The organism is Oricola indica, from assembly GCF_019966595.1.
GTDB classification, from domain to species: domain Bacteria; phylum Pseudomonadota; class Alphaproteobacteria; order Rhizobiales; family Rhizobiaceae; genus Oricola; species Oricola indica.
The window spans coordinates 300,363-318,170 of the sequence record NZ_JAINFJ010000005.1 but is presented as its reverse complement, the minus strand read 5'-3'; the positions used below and the strand labels follow the sequence as shown (position 1 = coordinate 318,170).

General features: G+C 62.9%; 19 protein-coding genes. 17 read left to right on the top strand and 2 right to left on the bottom strand.

The genetic code is table 11. From position 1 onward, the window contains the following. Positions 1-71 precede the first annotated feature (71 nt). The 11 genes from nagZ to LC343_RS15255 all read left to right on the top strand — a co-directional run bounded on the left by nagZ (position 72) and on the right by LC343_RS15255 (position 10,320). Positions 72-1,109, top strand: a complete 1,038-nt coding sequence (gene nagZ / locus LC343_RS15305; protein WP_223478021.1) for a beta-N-acetylhexosaminidase — start codon at positions 72-74, stop codon at positions 1,107-1,109. Positions 1,110-1,220: 111 nt separating this feature from the next. Then, positions 1,221-2,009 carry a segregation and condensation protein A gene (locus tag LC343_RS15300; RefSeq protein ID WP_223478108.1) on the top strand — a complete coding sequence of 263 codons (789 nt, stop codon included), beginning with the start codon at positions 1,221-1,223 and terminating at the stop codon, positions 2,007-2,009. Then, a complete protein-coding gene (scpB, locus tag LC343_RS15295) occupies positions 2,006-2,779 on the top strand; it encodes an SMC-Scp complex subunit ScpB (RefSeq protein WP_223478020.1) in 774 nt (257 codons plus the stop codon). Before LC343_RS15300 ends, scpB begins: the two co-directional genes overlap by 4 nt. A gap of 47 nt (positions 2,780-2,826) precedes the next feature. Further along, the gene (locus LC343_RS15290) at positions 2,827-3,939 is read left to right on the top strand and encodes an ABC transporter ATP-binding protein (RefSeq protein WP_223478019.1); all 1,113 of its coding nucleotides are present in this window, start codon (positions 2,827-2,829) and stop codon (positions 3,937-3,939) included. A gap of 38 nt (positions 3,940-3,977) precedes the next feature. After that, the gene (locus LC343_RS15285; RefSeq protein WP_223478018.1) at positions 3,978-4,205 is read left to right on the top strand and encodes a twin-arginine translocase TatA/TatE family subunit; all 228 of its coding nucleotides are present in this window, start codon (positions 3,978-3,980) and stop codon (positions 4,203-4,205) included. A 68-nt stretch (positions 4,206-4,273) separates the two neighbouring features. Continuing rightward, the gene (gene tatB / locus LC343_RS15280; RefSeq protein ID WP_223478017.1) at positions 4,274-5,017 is read left to right on the top strand and encodes a Sec-independent protein translocase protein TatB; all 744 of its coding nucleotides are present in this window, start codon (positions 4,274-4,276) and stop codon (positions 5,015-5,017) included. A gap of 23 nt (positions 5,018-5,040) precedes the next feature. Beyond that, positions 5,041-5,862: a twin-arginine translocase subunit TatC gene (tatC, locus tag LC343_RS15275; RefSeq protein ID WP_223478107.1), complete on the top strand. Its 822-nt coding sequence runs from the start codon at positions 5,041-5,043 to the stop codon at positions 5,860-5,862. Positions 5,863-5,956: 94 nt separating this feature from the next. Then, complete coding sequence (gene serS, locus LC343_RS15270) at positions 5,957-7,234, top strand: serine--tRNA ligase (RefSeq protein WP_223478016.1); 1,278 nt, start codon at positions 5,957-5,959, stop codon at positions 7,232-7,234. Between the two features lie 12 nt (positions 7,235-7,246). Beyond that, positions 7,247-8,005, top strand: coding sequence for a 5'/3'-nucleotidase SurE (gene surE, locus LC343_RS15265; protein WP_223478015.1), 759 nt, complete (start codon positions 7,247-7,249; stop codon positions 8,003-8,005). Beyond that, the gene (locus tag LC343_RS15260) at positions 8,002-8,664 is read left to right on the top strand and encodes a protein-L-isoaspartate(D-aspartate) O-methyltransferase (RefSeq protein WP_223478014.1); all 663 of its coding nucleotides are present in this window, start codon (positions 8,002-8,004) and stop codon (positions 8,662-8,664) included. Before surE ends, LC343_RS15260 begins: the two co-directional genes overlap by 4 nt. Positions 8,665-8,775: 111 nt before the next feature. Next, complete coding sequence (locus tag LC343_RS15255; protein ID WP_223478013.1) at positions 8,776-10,320, top strand: LysM peptidoglycan-binding domain-containing M23 family metallopeptidase; 1,545 nt, start codon at positions 8,776-8,778, stop codon at positions 10,318-10,320. Positions 10,321-10,323: 3 nt separating this feature from the next. Here LC343_RS15255 and LC343_RS15250 read toward each other — a convergent pair whose 3' ends face one another. Next, entirely contained in the window at positions 10,324-11,196 is an 873-nt protein-coding gene (locus tag LC343_RS15250) for an ATP-binding protein (RefSeq protein ID WP_223478012.1), read from the bottom strand. Positions 11,197-11,327: 131 nt separating this feature from the next. Between LC343_RS15250 and yajC the strand changes: the two genes are divergently transcribed. The 6 genes from yajC (at position 11,328) to LC343_RS15220 (ending at position 17,100) form a co-directional block, all read left to right on the top strand. Beyond that, complete coding sequence (gene yajC / locus LC343_RS15245; protein ID WP_223478011.1) at positions 11,328-11,678, top strand: preprotein translocase subunit YajC; 351 nt, start codon at positions 11,328-11,330, stop codon at positions 11,676-11,678. Positions 11,679-11,790: 112 nt separating this feature from the next. After that, a complete protein-coding gene (gene secDF, locus LC343_RS15240) occupies positions 11,791-14,358 on the top strand; it encodes a protein translocase subunit SecDF (RefSeq protein WP_223478010.1) in 2,568 nt (855 codons plus the stop codon). A gap of 6 nt (positions 14,359-14,364) precedes the next feature. Beyond that, positions 14,365-14,760 (top strand): Mth938-like domain-containing protein, encoded by a 396-nt coding sequence (locus tag LC343_RS15235; protein WP_223478009.1) that lies wholly within the window; start codon positions 14,365-14,367, stop codon positions 14,758-14,760. Between the two features lie 10 nt (positions 14,761-14,770). Then, complete coding sequence (locus LC343_RS15230; RefSeq protein WP_223478008.1) at positions 14,771-15,607, top strand: phytoene/squalene synthase family protein; 837 nt, start codon at positions 14,771-14,773, stop codon at positions 15,605-15,607. Between the two features lie 60 nt (positions 15,608-15,667). Beyond that, the gene (locus LC343_RS15225) at positions 15,668-16,108 is read left to right on the top strand and encodes a hypothetical protein (protein ID WP_223478007.1); all 441 of its coding nucleotides are present in this window, start codon (positions 15,668-15,670) and stop codon (positions 16,106-16,108) included. Further along, positions 16,105-17,100, top strand: a complete 996-nt coding sequence (locus tag LC343_RS15220; protein ID WP_428982563.1) for a sterol desaturase family protein — start codon at positions 16,105-16,107, stop codon at positions 17,098-17,100. Before LC343_RS15225 ends, LC343_RS15220 begins: the two co-directional genes overlap by 4 nt. 3 nt (positions 17,101-17,103) lie before the next feature. Here LC343_RS15220 and LC343_RS15215 read toward each other — a convergent pair whose 3' ends face one another. Next, positions 17,104-17,808, bottom strand: a complete 705-nt coding sequence (locus LC343_RS15215) for an HAD family hydrolase (RefSeq protein ID WP_223478006.1) — start codon at positions 17,806-17,808, stop codon at positions 17,104-17,106.

The following is a 17,808-nucleotide window of genomic DNA, read 5'->3' as shown; positions in this document are numbered from 1 at the left end:
TTCCCGCGAAACTGACAGGGCGGCGTGAAGCCGCCCTTTTTCGTTTGCAGGCAATGTGGCTATGATTCGCCATGACCGAATCAAAAGCCATGATCGTCGGCTGTGCCGGAACGGCGCTTTCCGACGACGAGATCGACTTCATCTCCCGCGAGAGGCCCTGGGGTCTGATCCTGTTCGCCCGCAATATCGGGACGGCCGAGGAAATCCGCGCGCTGACGGCGCAATTCCGTTCCGTCGTCGAACGGGAGGACGCGCCGGTTTTCATTGATCAGGAAGGCGGACGCGTGCAGCGCATCCGCGAGCCGATCACGCGCCATCGCTACCCGTCGGGCGCGGAGGTCGGGGCGCTTTATCGCGTGGACAGGGAAACAGGAATGCGCGCGGCGCGGACGATGTCGCGCCTTCATGCCGCGGACCTGCGGCCTCTCGGGATCACTGCCGATTGCCTGCCGGTTCTGGATGTACCTGTCGAAGGCGCGCATGATGTCATTGGCGACCGTGCTTACGGGCATGATCCGGACACTGTTGCGACGCTGGGCCGCGAGGCGGCAGAGGGCCTGCTGGAAGGTGGTGTCCTGCCGGTGATCAAGCATATCCCGGGTCATGGACGCGCCTTTTCCGACAGTCACAAGGCGCTGCCTGTGGTCGAGACGCCGCTTGCCGCGTTGCGCGCGCATGATTTCCCGCCATTCGCCGCGCTGGCCGGCATGCCGATGGCGATGACCGCCCATGTCGTCTATACGGACATCGATCCGGAGCGCCCCGCGACGACATCGCCGACGGTTGTGCGCGACATCATTCGCGGCGAAATCGGTTTCGACGGGCTCCTGATGAGCGACGATGTATCCATGCACGCACTTTCTGGGGATTTCGGGCAACGCACCGAAAGCATCTTTGGCGCGGGCTGCGATGTTGTCCTACATTGCAACGGCGTCATGGACGAGATGAAGGCGGTCGCCGCGCAAACGCCGGTTTTGCAAGGCAAGGCGTTGGAGCGGGCGCAAGCGGCGCTTTCACGCCTCGCGGACCATGACGGACGGCTCGACGATACGGCTCATGTCGCCGGCTTGCGGGACGAACTGGACGGATTATTCACGGCGGTGGCCTGATCGGGGCGCGGCCGGCGGCGCGGAGTAAGCGCCTGAACGGGAGCAATGCCCTTGAACGCGACGGAGCAACAGGCGGAAGGCGGAAAAGGCGCGGCAGCCAAGCCGACGCCGATGGACGCCGTCTGGCAGGACAACGGGCCCGACCGGTCGTCGTCCGAGCCGTCGCTGGTCGTTGATGTCGAAGGGTTTGAAGGACCGCTCGATCTTCTCCTGCATCTCGCGCGGCATCAGAAGGTCGATCTCACGCAGATCTCGGTTCTCGAACTGGCGCGCCAGTATCTCACCTTCATCGAAAAGGCGCGCGCGTTGCGCCTCGAATTGGCGGCCGACTATCTTGTCATGGCTGCGTGGCTCGCCTTCCTCAAGTCGAAGCTGCTGATCCCTGATCCCAAGGTGGAGGGAGAGCAGACCGGCGAGGAAATGGCGGCGATCCTGCAATTCAGGCTCAAACGGCTGGAGGCGATGCGCGATGCGGCGGCGCGGCTGATCAACCGCAACCGTCTCGGGCGCGACGTCTTCGCCCGCGGCATGCCGGAAACAGTGATCGTCGAGAAGACGTCCGAATATCATGCATCGCTTTATGACCTGCTGACCGCTTACGCGCAGCAGCGCCAGCGCGTCGCCATCGATCATGTCGAGATCGCCAAGCGGGCGGTGTGGTCGCTGACGGAGGCGCGCGAAATCCTGCGCAAGCTTGTCGGCGAGATGAGCGACTGGACGGCGCTGGACAGCTATATCGCCGCGTATGCGCCGACGCCGGAATTGCGCCGGACAGCCGTGGCGAGTGCGTTTGCGGCGAGTCTTGAACTTGTGCGCGAGAGGGTGGTGGAAATCCGCCAGGACGCGCCCTTCGCGACACTCTACATGCGGGACATGGCCCGACCGGGGACGGAACAATGACCGACACGATCGACGAAACGGGCGGCGCGGAAGCGCTCGGCGGATATTTCGAAGAGCCGGCGGTAGCCGATGACAATGCGCCCGTCGATATCACGGCGGATAATCCAGCCGCACGGCTGATGGAGGCCGAGGCCATGCGCATGGCCGAAGCGGTCGTCTTCGCCTCGAGCGAGCCGGTTACGGAAAAAGCGCTTTCCCAGCGCCTGCCGGACGGTGTCGACGTTCGCGCGCTGATGGAAGAACTTCGGGAGTTCTACGACAAGCGCGGGGTCAATCTCGTACGTATCGACAATGCCTGGGCGTTTCGCACAGCCGGCGATCTCGGCTTCCTCATGCAGCGCGAGGAAGTGCAGCAGCGCAAGCTGTCGCGTGCGGCGCTCGAAGTGCTGTCGATCATCGCCTACCATCAGCCGATCACGCGGGCCGAGATGGAGGAAATCCGCGGGGTGGAAACCTCGAAGGGCACGCTGGACGTGCTGATGGAGACCAACTGGGTCAAGATGCGCGGCCGGCGCAAGACGCCTGGACGCCCGGTAACCTACGGGACGACGACCGACTTCCTCGATCATTTCGGCCTGGCGGAAATCCGCGACCTGCCCGGAATGGAGGAATTGAAGGGCGCGGGGCTGCTGTCCTCGCGCATGCCCGCCAACTTCTCCATGCCGATGCCGTCGCTCGATCCCGACGAGTTGACCGAGGAAGAAGAGGAACTGACGGACATCGACCTCGAGGAACTCGGTCTGTTGACACCCGGTGGCGGCGATGATTGAGACGGGGCGGGCGCACGACGTCCACCCGTATCAACCCGGTCGCATCGATGGTCCACAGTCCGACTTCCACGTTTCAGCGCACCGGTGTCACCTTTGCGGCCGAACTGGCCTTCAGAGACATCCATCTCCACTATGGTGACGTTCACACGCTGAAGGGCATCTCGCTGGTTGCCAGTCCCGGAGAGATCCTGTGTCTTCTGGGGCCGTCAGGCTCCGGCAAGACGTCGTTGCTGCGCCTTGCGGCAGGGCTGGAGGCGCAAAGCAGCGGCAGCGTCCTGATGAACGGCCGCGAGATCGCCGGGGACACGGTCTTCATGCCGCCGGAAAAGCGCTCCGTGGGGCTGATGTTCCAGGATTTCGCGCTGTTTCCGCATATGACGATCTTTGACAATGTGCGCTTCGGTTTGCGCGACCTGAGTTCCGCGGACACAAACCGCGAGGCGCTTGCGGCGATCCGCCGCGTCGGTCTGGAACATCACATTTCGTCCTATCCGCACGTGCTCTCCGGCGGCGAGCAGCAACGGGTCGCGCTGGCCCGCGCGCTGGCGCCCCGACCGTCCGTGATCCTGATGGACGAGCCGTTTTCCGGCCTCGACACGCGCCTCAAGGATAGCGTCCGCGCCGAGACGTTGGCGATCCTGCGAGAAACCCGCGCCACTGCGATTGTCGTGACCCATGACGCGGAAGAAGCGATGCGGATGGGTGACCGGATCGCGCTGCTCGACCATGGAGAAATCGTGCAGGCGGGGACAGCGCAGGAAATCTACCACAACCCGCGCAATCTCTTCGTGGCCGGGTTCTTTTCGGAGCTGAACGTCTTTTCGACCGTCAATCGCGGCGGGAAGGCGGCAACGCCGCTCGGCACGTTCGACTGCGCGCGCGGTGCGGAAGGCGATGCCGTGATGGTGGCGGTGCGAACTGTCGGGCTCGAAGTCAGCGCCGGTGGCGGCAACGGTGCGCCGGGCGGCGTTCCCGGCCGCATCGTCAGTCGGCGGTTCCTCGGTTCGACGGAATCGCTGGTGTTGGCTGTCCCCGGCTCCGACGAACAGGTGCGCGCGCGCATACGGGCGGACGAACTGCCGGCCGGTATCCGGGATGTGACCATTTATGTACGTCCCGGGGACATAATGCTGTTTGAATCTGAAAACGAAAACGCCTAAGTGTCTCAGGACAACAGAGGTTCGAGGAGTTCATTCTCATGGGTGTGTTTGGATGGTGGCAGTGGCTCATCGTACTGGTAATTGTGTTGCTGCTGTTCGGGCGCGGCAAAATTCCAGATTTGATGGGTGACGTCGCCAAGGGCATTAAGAATTTCCGCAGCGGGCTCGCAGATGATCCCGACGAGAAGGCGGACAAGGCGAAGACTGTCGAGCACAAGTCCGAAGAGTCTGTCGACACGACGACCGCCGAGAAGACCAAAAGCTGATCAGCCTTTAAGCGCCATGAGCCCGGCCGTTTCGAACGGCTGCGCCATGGCGCGGATGGATAGCCGCCATGTTGCCGGATTTCGGCTGGACTGAACTTCTTGTCATCGCCATCGTGCTGATCGTTATCGTCGGCCCGAAGGACCTTCCGAAGATGCTGCGCACTTTCGGGCGGACGACGAGCAGTTTGCGCAAGATGGCCGGTGATTTCCGGCGCCAGTTCGACGACGCGCTCAAGGAAGCCGAACTCGACGACGTGCGCAACATCGCGAACGACCTGAAGAGTCTCGACCCGCGCGGGAAGATCAAGGACACGCTGAAACCTCTCGGCAAGGTCGGCGAGGACATCAGCAGCGAATTGAAGAAGGCGACCTCGGAAGCCGAACAGTCGGTCAAACCAAAGACCGCCGCGTCCTCGGACAGCACCGCCGCGGCGAAGACCACAGAGCCCGCCAAGACGGAACCGGCCAAGACCGAACCTGCCAAGACCGCACCGGCGAAGAAGCCGGCCGCCACGGGCAAGGCCAAGGCGGCAACCTCGAAACCGGCGGCCGCTAAAACGGCTACGAAATCGCGGGCGTCGTCGACGGCGAGTTCGACGAAGAAGGCGGGAGCGGCCAAGACCGCGTCGACCAAGACGGTATCAACCAAGACGGCATCGGCCAAACCCGCGACCGGCAAGGCCACGACGGCCAGCAAGGCGGGAACGTCGAAAGCGAAATCCCCGGCAGCCAAGTCCGCGACCTCAACGAGAACCACGAAACCGAAAACCGCATCGAAAGCGGGCAAGACAGCCGGCAAGGACCAGCCGTGAGCAAGGCCGACGAAGAAGCGCAAATGGAGGCATCGGCGGCGCCGCTGATGTCGCATCTCATCGAATTGCGCGGCCGCCTCATGTGGAGCGTCGGCGCGTTTTTCATCGCGTTCATCCTCTGCTACGCGGTGTCGGCGCAGATCTTCAATTTGCTGGTAATTCCCTTCCAGTGGGCCGTGGACTGGCTCGAGCTCGGCCATGACGAGGTGCGGTTCATTTACACCGCACCCCAGGAGTTCTTCTTCACGCGGATCAAGATCGCCGCTTTCGGCGGCCTGGTCCTGGCGTTTCCGGTGATCTCCGGGCAGCTTTACGCGTTCATCGCGCCTGGCCTCTACAGGAACGAGCGACAGGCGTTTTTTCCGTATCTGATCGCGACGCCGATCCTGTTCCTGCTCGGCGCGGCTCTTGTCTACTTCATGGTCATTCCCATGGCGATGTGGTTCTTCCTGTCGATGGAGCAGACCGGCGGCGAGGGCATCGCGACGATCCAGCATCTGCCCAAGGTGTCGGAATATCTCAGCCTGATCATGACGCTGATTTTCGCGTTCGGGCTGGTGTTCCAGTTGCCCGTGGCGATCACGCTGCTCGCGCGCGCCGGCATCGTCTCGACCGAGGGGCTGGCCGACAAGCGCAAATACGCCATCGTTTTCGCCTTCGTGGCGGCGGCGATCCTGACGCCTCCCGACCCGCTGACCCAGATCGGCCTCGCCCTGCCGACGATCCTTCTCTACGAAGTGTCGATCCTTTCGGCGCGCTATATCGAGAAACAGCGCAAGCAGAGAGAGCAGGCAGCCGACGACGAAGGCGAGACGGAAGACGACGACGACACCAAGTCGTCCTGAGGGCGGCGCGGCGCGCGCTGCCCTTGACCGTCGCCGCCTTTCGGGCGACATCCCACCCGATTTCCAGATTCTTCATTTTGACAGGACTTGAGCCATGCTCGACATCCGTTGGATCCGCGACAATGCAGAGGCGCTGGACGAAGCGCTGAAGAAGCGCGGCGCGGCGCCCGAAGCCGCAACCCTGATCGAACTCGACGAAAAGCGCCGTGCGCATGTCACCAAGCTGCAAGAGGCGCAGTCGCGCCGCAACGCCGCCTCCAAGGAGATCGGCGCGGCCATGGCGGCGAAGGAGCCGGAAAAGGCGGAGGCGCTGAAAGCCGAGGTCGCCGAGATCAAGTCGTTCATCCAGGCGGGCGAGGAGACCGAACGCGCGCTCACAGCGGAGTTGAACGACGCGCTGTCGCGTATTCCGAACCTGCCGCTCGACGACGTGCCGGTCGGGGCGGACGAGAACGACAATGTCGAAATCCGCATGAGCGGCCAGAAGCCGGTCTTCGACTTCGCGCCGAAAGAGCATTTCGAGCTGGGCGAAGGGCTCGGCCAGATGGATTTCGAGACCGCCGCGAAGCTCTCGGGTTCGCGCTTCACGGTCATTCAGGGCGGTCTGGCGCGGCTGGAACGCGCGCTCGGACAATACATGCTCGACATGCACACGCAGGAGCACGGCTACACCGAAGTGAACCCGCCGCTGCTCGTGCGCGATGACGCCATGTACGGCACCGGCCAGTTGCCGAAGTTTTCCGAGGATCTTTTCCAGACGCGGGAAGGTTTCTGGCTGATCCCGACGGCGGAAGTCTCGCTGACCAATCTCGTGCGCGACGTAATCGTTGATGCGGCCACGCTGCCACGTCGCTACACCGCGCTGACGCCCTGTTTCCGCTCGGAGGCGGGGTCTGCCGGGCGCGACACGCGTGGCTATTTGCGCCAGCACCAGTTTTATAAAGTCGAGATGGTCTCGATCACCGACGCGGACAGTTCGATCGACGAGCATGAGCGTATGACTCAGTGCGCGGAGGCGATCCTTGCGGGGCTGGGGCTGCATTTCCGCACTGTCGTGTTGTGCACGGGCGACATGGGTTTCGGCGCGCGCAAGACCTACGACATCGAGGTCTGGCTTCCGGGGCAAGAGGCCTATCGCGAGATCTCGTCTTGCTCGGTCTGCGGCGATTTCCAGGCGCGTCGCATGAATGCGCGCTACCGTGCCGAGGGCGAGAAGGAGACACGGTTCGTTCACACACTCAACGGTTCGGGTGTGGCGATGGGTCGTGCCCTCATCGCCGTCATGGAAAACTATCAGAATGCCGACGGGACGATTCGCGTCCCGGACGCGCTGAAGCCCTATATGGGTGGCGTGGAGATCATCGGCGGCTAAAAGCGGGGCATCATGCGTATCCTGATCACCAATGACGACGGCATTCACGCCGAGGGGCTCGCTTCCCTCGAGCGCATCGCGGCAACGATTTCCGACGATGTGTGGGTGGTTGCGCCGGAGACGGACCAGAGCGGGCTGGCGCATTCGCTGACGATCAACGATCCGCTGCGGCTGCGCGAGATTTCCGAACGGCGCTTCGCGCTGCGCGGAACGCCGACGGATTGTGTCATCATGGCCGTGACCCATGTCATGCCGGGCAAGCCCGATCTCGTGCTGTCCGGCGTGAACTCTGGTGCGAACCTCGCCGACGACGTGACCTATTCCGGCACGGTGGCGGGCGCGATGGAGGGCACTTTGCTGGGCATCCGGTCGATCGCGCTTTCGCAGGCCTATAATTTCGAAAACCGCCACCGCGTTGTGCCGTGGGAGGTCGTCGAGCATCACGCGCCGGATCTACTCCGGAAACTCGTCGAAGTGGACATGGATCCCGGCACGTTCCTGAATGTGAATTTCCCCAATTGCGGTATCGACGAAATCGAGGGTGTCGATGTCACGCGGCAGGGCAAGCTTGTGCACGGTCTCTCCGTCGAGGAACGCGCCGATGGCCGCGGGTTGCCGTATTTCTGGATCCGTTTCGGACGAGATTATTCGAAAGCGCACGACCAGAGCGACGTGATGGCGCTCGCGCGCAATCGCATTTCGGTGACGCCGCTGAAGCTCGATCTGACGGCGCATGAGGTTTCCGCCCGGCTGGCGGAGGCGCTTGCATGAATGCGAAGCGTCCCGTCAGCGAGGCCGAACGGGAGGGTTTCGCCGCCTTCCTCTTGCGCATGCGCGCCACAGGACTGGACGACAAGCCTTTGATGGCGGCCATCGAATCGGTGCCGCGCCGGGATTTCGTCGATGCGGCCTACGCGTCCATCGCGATGGGGACGGGGACGATCCCGATCGCCTGCGGGGAAACGATCGAGGGTATCGACCTCCAGGCGCGCATCATCCACCAGATGGGGCTGGACGGGACCCAGCGAGTGCTGGAGATCGGCACGGGATCCGGTTACACCGCGTCGGTCCTGTCGCGGCTGGCCAAGCGCGTCTACACGGTGGAACGCTACAAGACGCTGCATGCCGACGCGGTCCATCGAATGCGTCACCTCGGGCTTACCAATGTGATCGCGACCCACGCCGACGGTTCGTCGGGGAGCGGTGAGGGGCCTTTCGACAGGATCGTCTGCTGGGCTGCTTTCGATTCGATTCCGCGAAGCTTCGTCGAGCAGCTTGTTTCGGGTGGATCGATGATCTGCGCGATCGGCAGCGGAGAGCAGGCGCAGTCCCTGGTGCGCATGACCAAGGTCGGCAGCCGGTTCGAGCGCGAGGATATCGGCACGGTGCGCTTCCAGCCATTGATGTCCGGATTGCCCGCAATACTGTGACGCAGAGCGGGAATCGCGAGACGGACTCGAAATCGCAAACATGCGCTTAACCGTGCAGTAACATTAACGCGCTTTAATCATGCTGTGATCCGAATGGATGTGAGTGGCGTGATGCGTAAGAAATTCACCAGTTCAGCGATGCCGGGCCTTTTGAAGGCGGCAACGATTCTCTCCATCGGCGGCCTTGTCGCCGGATGCAGTTCGAACGTGGTCCGTTTCAATGACGGCTTCTATACCGGCGCGATTCCGACCCAGTCGGAAGTCGCTTCCTCGCAAGGCAGTTACGGTCAGCCGAGCTACAGCCCTGGTGTGGATCCGTCGTCCACCGGCAGCATTGCGCCGGGACAGGTCGGCCGCGCGGGACTTCCGAGACCGTCCGACGGGCGCACCTCGCCGCCGCAGCCCGTTGGCGCAGTCGGGGGGCAGGCACCGCTCTATTCACAGCAGCAACAGCAGCCGGCCGCGCCGACCTATCAGGCGCCGAGCTACAATGCGCCGACCTACAACGCACCGAACAACGTTTCTCAGATGACGACAGCGTCGGTTGCGACACAGTCCAAGCCGCTTCCGGCACCTTCGTCCGGCGCCGGTGGCTGGTCGTCCAATGGCGCGACCCAGGTGACGTTGCGCGAGGGCGAAACGATCTACAATCTGTCGCGGCGCTATGGCGTGCCTGCCGATGAGATCATGAAGGCCAACGGCATCTCCGACGCCAAATCGGTGCATGTCGGCCAGCAGATTCGCATTCCAACCTATGTCTATTCGCGCGATGCCGGTGTTTCGGCTCCGGACAAGAATCCGAAGGTCGCCAAGGCACGGTCGACTGTCGGGACAGTGGGCGACGCCGCGCCGCGGCCGCAGAACCGCCCGGGAACGCAGGTCGCTTCGCTCGGAAAGATCGACAGTCCGGCTCCGGCACCGGCTCCGGCGCGCAGGGCGGTCATGGGTGATGGCGGGCTCTACACAGTCGTCGCGGGCGACACGCTTTCCGCAATCTCGCGCCGTACCGGGGCGAGTGTCGCGGCAATCAAGCAGGTCAACAGCATGTCCACCGATACGGTGCGTATCGGGCAGAAGCTGATCATTCCGGGCCTGTCCGCCGAGAAGAGCACGGTCGCTTCGGCCAAATCGCTCGATCCGGTCAAGACCAGTACGGTCAAGTCGGCTCCGGCCAAGAAGATCGCCGAATACACGCCTCCGACAAAGTCGGCGAAGCCCGATAAAGGCTCCATCCGCAAGATCGAGACCACCGAAACGGCGAAAGCTCCGGATTCAACGGGCGTCAAGACCATGCGCTGGCCGGTACAGGGGCGCGTCGTAAGCGCCTTTGGCTCCAACAGTGGCGGCCGGGCCAATGACGGTATCGATATCTCCGTACCGAACGGCACGCCCGTCAAGGCGGCAGAGAATGGCGTTGTGATCTACGCGGCTGACGGGCTCAAGGAACTGGGCAAGACCATTCTCGTGCGTCACAGCGACGGCGTGGTGACGGTCTACGGCCATGTCTCGGACATCGACGTCAAGCACGGCCAGCAGGTCAAGCGTGGCCAGCAGATCGCCTCGTCCGGCATGTCCGGTGCGGCCAAGCAGCCGCAGCTTCACTTCGAAGTGCGCAAGAACTCCGCGCCGGTCAATCCGATGACCTATCTGCAGTAGGTCCTAAGAGCCCGCTTCCAGGCGCTGGCCGAGACGGCCGGCCAGATCGTTCACATACTGCCAGGCGACGCGTCCGGACCGGCTTCCGCGCGTCGTCGCCCATTCCAGGCTGTCGCGGCGCAACTCCTCCGGTTCGATTTCCAGCCCGAAATGGCGCACATAGCCTTCGACCATCGCCAGATAGTCGTCCTGGCTGCATTTGTGGAACCCGAGCCACAGGCCGAAACGGTCGGACAGCGAAACCTTCTCTTCCACGGCCTCCGACGGATTGATCGCCGTCGAGCGCTCGTTTTCGATCATGTCGCGCGGCAGCAGGTGACGGCGGTTCGAGGTGGCGTAGAAAATGACGTTGTCAGGCCGCCCTTCGACGCCACCGTCGAGCGCAGCCTTCAGTGATTTGTACGAGGTGTCGTCCTGGTCAAAGGAGAGGTCGTCGCAGAAGACGATGAAGCGCGCGTCGGCCGATTTCAGGATGTGCATCAGGCGCGGCAGTGCGTCGATATCCTCGCGGTGGATTTCGATAAGCTTGAGCGGCGTGCCCGTTTCCGTCGCCACGGTGGCGTGCGAGGCCTTGACCAGCGACGATTTGCCCATACCGCGCGCGCCCCAGAGCAGAACATTGTTTGCGGGCAGTCCTTCCGCGAAGCGGCGGGTGTTGTCGAGAAGGATGTCGCGGACCCGGTCGACACCGCGGATGAGGGCGATTTCCACACGATTGACCACCGGCACCGGGGCCAGAGCGCCAAGGTTTGCATCCCATACAAAGCACTCCGCGGCGGCGAAGTCGGGCGCCTGCGGTTCAGGCGGCGCCATGCGTTCCATCGCGGCGACGAGCCGGTCGAGTTTCGCATTCAGCGCGGCGATGGCGTCGGTCATGGCGGTTTCCTCCTGCGAACAGTGCCTTGCGGGTCACGGACAGTCCGCTTGTGGTTGCATTGGGGCATTTGCTGACTATATTCGCGACAAATTTTCAAGCCGTGCTTCGGCACGGGTCCACGGAGTATTTCATGTTCGTAACACCCGCCTATGCGCAGGCGGCCGGTGGTTCAGCCGGCGGCGCAGACATCATCATGAGCATCCTGCCTTTCCTGCTGATTTTCGTGGTGATGTATTTCCTCATCATCCGGCCGCAGCGCACGCAGATGAAGAAGCGCGAGGAAATGCTCAAGGCGGTCCGCCGCAACGACACTGTCGTGACCGGTGGCGGGATTATCGGCAAGGTGACCAAGGTCGTCGACGACACGGAAGTCGAAGTCGAGATCGCCCAGAACGTGAAGATCCGGGTTATTCGCTCGATGATCGCGGATGTCCGCGTCAAGGGCGAACCGGTCGCGGCGAACGACGCGGCGAAAAAATAACAAGGGCCGCGGCCCCTGCGCCTTAAACATGGCGCATTACGCACGGCAGGTGCGGCAGCGGACGCGACGGCGTCCGCTTCGACCGCGTCATTGAAGGCGAGACTGTAGCGACATGCTCTATTTTTCACCCTGGAAAACCGTGCTGATCTGGTTGGCGGTTGTCGTCGGGATCCTGTTCGCGATCCCGAACCTCTTCGCACCGACCACGCTGCAGTCCTTTCCGGGGTTCCTGCCGCAAAGCCGATTGGCGCTGGGTCTCGATCTTCAGGGCGGCGTCCATCTGCAATTGAAGCTTGATCGCCAGGAACTCGTAGAAAACCGCCTTGAAACGGTGCGCGACGACGTGCGGCGGCTGCTGCGTGCGGACAGCATCGGCTATACCGGCCTGAGCGGTCGGGGACAGACGGTGACCGTTCGCATTCGCGACGAAGCGGACATCGAGAGAGCCAAGACGGCCCTTGCTTCCTTGACCGAGCCCGTCTCCGGCGGCCTTTTGTCCGGCGGCATCCTGCAGGAAGTGACGCGGGACGAGCCCGAACCCGGCCTTTTCCAGTTCAATATCACCGACCAGGGCATCGATTACCGCATGGCGCAGGCGGTGACGCAAACCGTTGAAGTCATTCGAGGCCGTATCGATGAACTCGGCACGACCGAACCGGTCATCCAGCGTCAGGGCACGGATCGGATTATCGTGCAGGTGCCGGGTCTCGACGACCCGCAGCGCCTCAAGGACCTGATCGGAACGACCGCGCGGCTGACCTTCCAGATGGTCGATGTCACGACGCCGGTCGAGGATGCGATCAACACGCGGCCGCCGGCGGGTACGGAGGTGCTCTATTCGACCGACGATCCGCCCATTCCCTATCTCATCGAGACGCGCGAAATCGTCACCGGCGAGAATCTCGAGGATGCGCAGGCCGGTTTCGACCAGCGCACCAACGAACCGATCGTCACGTTCCGCTTCGACGGCACGGGCGCGCAGCGTTTCGGACGCGCGACACAGGAAAATGTCGGGCGGCCCTTCGCCATCGTCCTCGATAACCAGGTTGTGTCCGCGCCGGTGATCAACGAGCCGATCCTTGGCGGTTCGGGGCAGATTTCCGGCAATTTCTCGGTCGAGGGCGCCAACGACCTTGCCATTCTCCTGCGCGCCGGCGCGCTGCCATTGACGCCGACATTCGTCGAGGAACGGACGGTTGGTCCGAGCCTTGGCGCGGACTCCGTCGCGGCGGGCGAGATCGCCGGCATCATCGGCTCGATCCTTGTCGTGGCCTTCATGTTCCTGGCCTACGGGTTCTTCGGACTGGTCGCGAATGTCGCGCTCATCGTGAACGTCATACTGGTCGTTGCCGCGCTTTCCGGTCTCGGGGCGACACTGACGTTGCCCGGCATTGCCGGTATCGTCCTGACCGTCGGCATGGCGGTCGATTCCAACGTTCTGATTTTCGAGCGAATACGCGAGGAACGCGCGGCAGGCCGATCCGTCATCCAGGCGATCGATACCGGCTTCCAGAAAGCGCTCGCGACGATCGTCGACGCCAACTTGACCACGCTGATCGCCGCGGTGATACTGTTCTATCTCGGGTCCGGCCCGATCAGGGGCTTCGCGGTGACGCTGGCCATCGGTATCGTGACGACGGTCTTCACCGCATTCGTTCTGACGCGCTGGATGATCGCGTTCTGGGTACGCCGTCAGAAGCCGAAGGAACTGCCGCGCGGTCCCGTCACTTTCGTGCCGGAAGGTACGCGCATCGCCTTCATGTGGCTTCGCCGTATCACCTTTTCCGGATCGGCGGTCCTCGTGATCGCATCCATGGTGCTGTTCGCGACCGTCAACATGAATCTCGGCATCGACTTCAAGGGCGGCTCGCTGATCGAGGTCCAGTCGAAGTCGGAGCAAGCCGATATCGGCGACATTCGCGCGCGGCTGAATAACCTCAATCTTGGCGACGTGCAGGTTCAGGGCTTCGGGACGGAGCGCGATGTGCTTGTCCGCATCGAAGCGCAGGGCGGCGGCGAGAATGCCGAGCAGACCGTCATCACCAATGTGCGCTCTGAACTGGAAGCGGACTACGATTTCCGCCGCGTCGAGGTCGTCGGTCCGACCGTTTCCGGCGAACTGGCGCGTGCGGGCACGATTGCGGTCGTCTCGGCGCTTCTGGCGATCCTGGTCTATATCTGGCTGCGTTTCGAGTGGCAGTTCGCCGTCGGCGCGATCATCGCGACGACGCACGACGTGCTGTTGACCATCGGCATGTTCGTGGTGACGGGCCTGGAGTTCAACCTGTCGAGTATCGCGGCCATTCTGACGATTGTCGGTTATTCGCTGAACGACACGGTGGTGGTCTATGACCGCGTGCGCGAGAATCTGCGACGATACAAGAAGATGCAGCTTCCCGAACTCCTCGACTTGTCGATGAACCAGACGCTGCCGCGCACGATCCAGACCTCGCTGACGACCTTGCTGGCGTTGATGGCGCTGTTCTTCTTCGGTGGCGAGGTGCTGCAATCCTTCGTCGCGGCGATGATCTTCGGCGTCGTGGTGGGCACTTATTCGTCGATCTTCATCGCTGCGCCGCTGCTGATCCTGTTCAAGTTGCGGCCGGGTGCGCTCGACCGCGACGACAAGGAAAAGGACGCGACGGCGACCACGCAGCCGGTCGACTTCGGGACGTCCTGATCGCCGATGGCGAAAGGTATCGAGATACGGGATGCGCATTACCCCGGCAGGCCGCCCATCGATGCCTATGGCGCGGGCGGTTTCCGGTTCGCGGACATGTCGCATCGCGGCTCGATCCTGTGCCTGCCGTCCGGCGTGCATGGGTGGGACGTGACCGGACCGGACGGTATCTCGGAAGCCAACCTGTCGGCCGTGCTCGACGAGGCGGGCGAAATCGAAGTGCTGCTGGTGGGCATGGGTACCGAGTTCCGGCGCATGCCGAAGGAATTGCAGGCATTGCTGCGCGAGCGCGGCGTCGTCACCGACGCAATGAGCACCGGGTCTGCGGTGCGGACATACAATGTCCTGTTGTCGGAGGATCGCGCGGTCGCGGCCGCGCTGATCGCCGTCGAAAATCCGTGACGGACGCGCCATGGCCGAACATTTCGATCATTGTCTCGGCCTTCTGCGCGAAGGCGACCGCGAGCGTTATCTGACGGTCCTGTTCGCGTCCGCCGAAAAGCGGCCTGCATTGGCGGCCCTGTTTGCCTTCGATCTTGAAATATCGCGTATTCGGGACCTCGTTTCCGAGCCGATGCCCGGCGAAATCCGGTTGCAATGGTGGCGCGACGCCGTCTCGGGCGAGCGGGATGGAGAAGCGCGCCAGCACCGGGTCGGCGCTGCGCTGCTGGATGCCATCGAACACTACAAGCTTCCGCGTGGAGCGTTCGAGAACCTTCTCGAGGCGCGGACCTTCGATCTCTATCACGACCCGATAACGGAACGGACGGCGCTGGAGGGCTATCTCGGCGAGACGGTCTCGGCGGTTTTCCAGATGTCTGCGCAAATTCTCGCGGACGGAAACGATCCGAAGACCGCCGATGCGGCCGGGCACGCCGGGGTCGCCTATGGCATCTCGCGGCTGATACGGCGATTGCCTCATGATCGCCAGCAGGGAAGGGTGCTGATCCCGGCGGACATTCTCGCCGCTGCCGGCACGGATTCCGGCGCCTGGCTTTCGGGAAGCAACCGGGATGCCGCCGGACGCGCGGTTTCGATTCTTGCGGAGCTTGGGCGCGATCATCTTTCAAGGGCGGAAGAGCATGTCGCCGGGCATGCCAAAACGCTGCGCGTGGCCTTTTTGCCGCTGGCAGTGGTCTTACCGGTCCTCGAACGGGCGATAAAAGCCGGCGCGGACGCGGCCGAAACGCCGGTTTCGCTCACACCGCTGCGGACCCAGTGGCGTTTCATGCGCCGGGCGATTTCCTGACGTTGACGTTAAAGTCAAAACGGCTAGGATCGCGCGAGGGGAAGCATGGGAGGAGTGCGCTTGCCGCTACCGGTACTCGTGGCCGTCGTCACCTGTGGAATCGCGCTGATCGTGCTTGTTGTGCATCTGACGGGCGGATCGCGCCCGGCCGAGCTTGGCAGCGAGCAGGATGCGCTTGAGCGTTTTGCGATCGACTATCCCGAGGTGGCGATATCGCGCTGCATCCTGTCGACCGATCGGCGCGACGCCGTACTGGAGACCGATGACGGTCATGTCGGGCTGGTTCACGCGATCGGCAGCAAATATTTGACGCGGTTCGTCAATCGCGGAGAGATCGCCGCGTCTCCGAACGCGAAAAAGGACGGCGCAGTCGATCTCGATACCGGCGACATCACATGGCCGCGCGCCGAGCTACATTTCGACGATGACGAAACGGCGAAGATCGTCGCCGGCCTGTTTTCCTCGACACTCGACCGATCCGCAAACCAGCGAGCGGCATGATGGATCTGAGCCAGCTAATTCCGAACTATCCCGATGTGACCCAGATCGCGATTCCCTTCTTCATCATCGCGATACTGGCCGAACTCGCCTATCTGAAACTCACCCATGCGGAGCGCAAGGCGGGGTTCGAGACACGCGACACGCTGACCTCACTTCTGATGGGAACGGGTAATGTCGTTTCCGGGCTGTTGCTTGGCTTCGTCGCCTTTGGCGTTTTGATGTGGGCTTGGCAGTTCCGGATCCATGATTTCGGCTTTTCCTGGTGGGCGGTGGCGCTTTGCTTCCTGCTCGATGACCTTCGCTACTACTGGTACCACCGTATCGCGCATCGCTCGCGCTGGGTGTGGGCCGAGCATGTCAATCATCATTCCTCGCAGCACTACAACCTGTCGACGGCGCTGCGCCAAAGCTGGACGAGCACCTTTACCGGCATGTTCGTCCTGCGGATTCCGCTGGTGCTGATCGGGTTTCATCCGCTGATGATCGCTTTCGTCGGCGGTCTCAACCTCGTCTACCAGTTCTGGATCCACACCGAAGCAATCGGAAAAATGTGGAAGCCGGTCGAACTGATCTTCAACACACCGTCGCATCACCGGGTCCATCACGCGACCAATCCGCGGTACCTCGATTCGAACTATGCCGGTACGCTGATCATCTGGGACCGCATGTTCGGCTCCTTCGTCGAGGAGCTGGACGAGGACATGCCGCGCTATGGCATCGTCAAGAACATCGGCACGTTCAATCCGTTCAAGGTGGCGTTCCACGAATGGGTCAACATGCTGCGCGATGCGTTTCAGCCCGGTCTGACAATGCGCCAGCGGCTCGGCTATCTGTTCATGCCGCCGGGCTGGAGCCATGACGGCAGCCGGAAGGGCTCGGAAGACCTGAAGGCGGATTATGTGCGGCTGCATCCCGACCAGGCCGGCATGCCGGGTTTGCCGGGTGCGGAGGCGCTGGAACCGCGTAAGGACGCGCTTGTCCCGGGCGAATAGGCCTTATTCGTCGATAATTTCCGAGATCAGGGCAGGCAGGGCGGACAGGGCAATGGCCTTGCGATAGCGGGGATGACCGACCGGTTCCTCGGCATGTTCCAGCGCCCAGGTCAGTTCGTGCGGCACATGCACCGCCCAGCTTCCGGCCTCCAGCGCGGGCAGGACATCGGATTTCAGCGAGTTGCCAACCATCATCGCGCGTTGCGGACCGTGGCCGTGCCGGTCGAAGACGCGCCGATAGGTGTCCGGCGTCTTGTCGGAGACGATCTCGACATGGGCGAAATGGTCGGCGAGGCCGGATTGCACCAGCTTGCGCTCCTGGTCGAACAGGTCGCCCTTGGTGACGACCAGCAGGGTGTAATCGTCTCCCAGACGCCGAAGCGCATCGACCACGCCGGGCAGCAATTCGACCGGGTGTTCCAGCATCGTCTTGCCGAGATCGAGGATCTCGCGGATGACCGACGGGGGCAGGTCGTCTCCGGCTAGCGTCGTCGCCGTTTCCAGCATCGAGAGCGTGAAACCCTTCACGCCGAAGCCGTAGAAGCCGACATTGCGCCGTTCGGCGGAGATCAGTTCGGCTTCGACCATTCCTTCGTCGGCGAAGGCGCTCAGGAGCTCCGCGAAACGCCGCTGGCTATCCTGGAAGAAGCGCTCGTTGTGCCAGAGCGTGTCGTCGGCGTCGAAGGCGATCGTGGTGAGCGTGCGCAT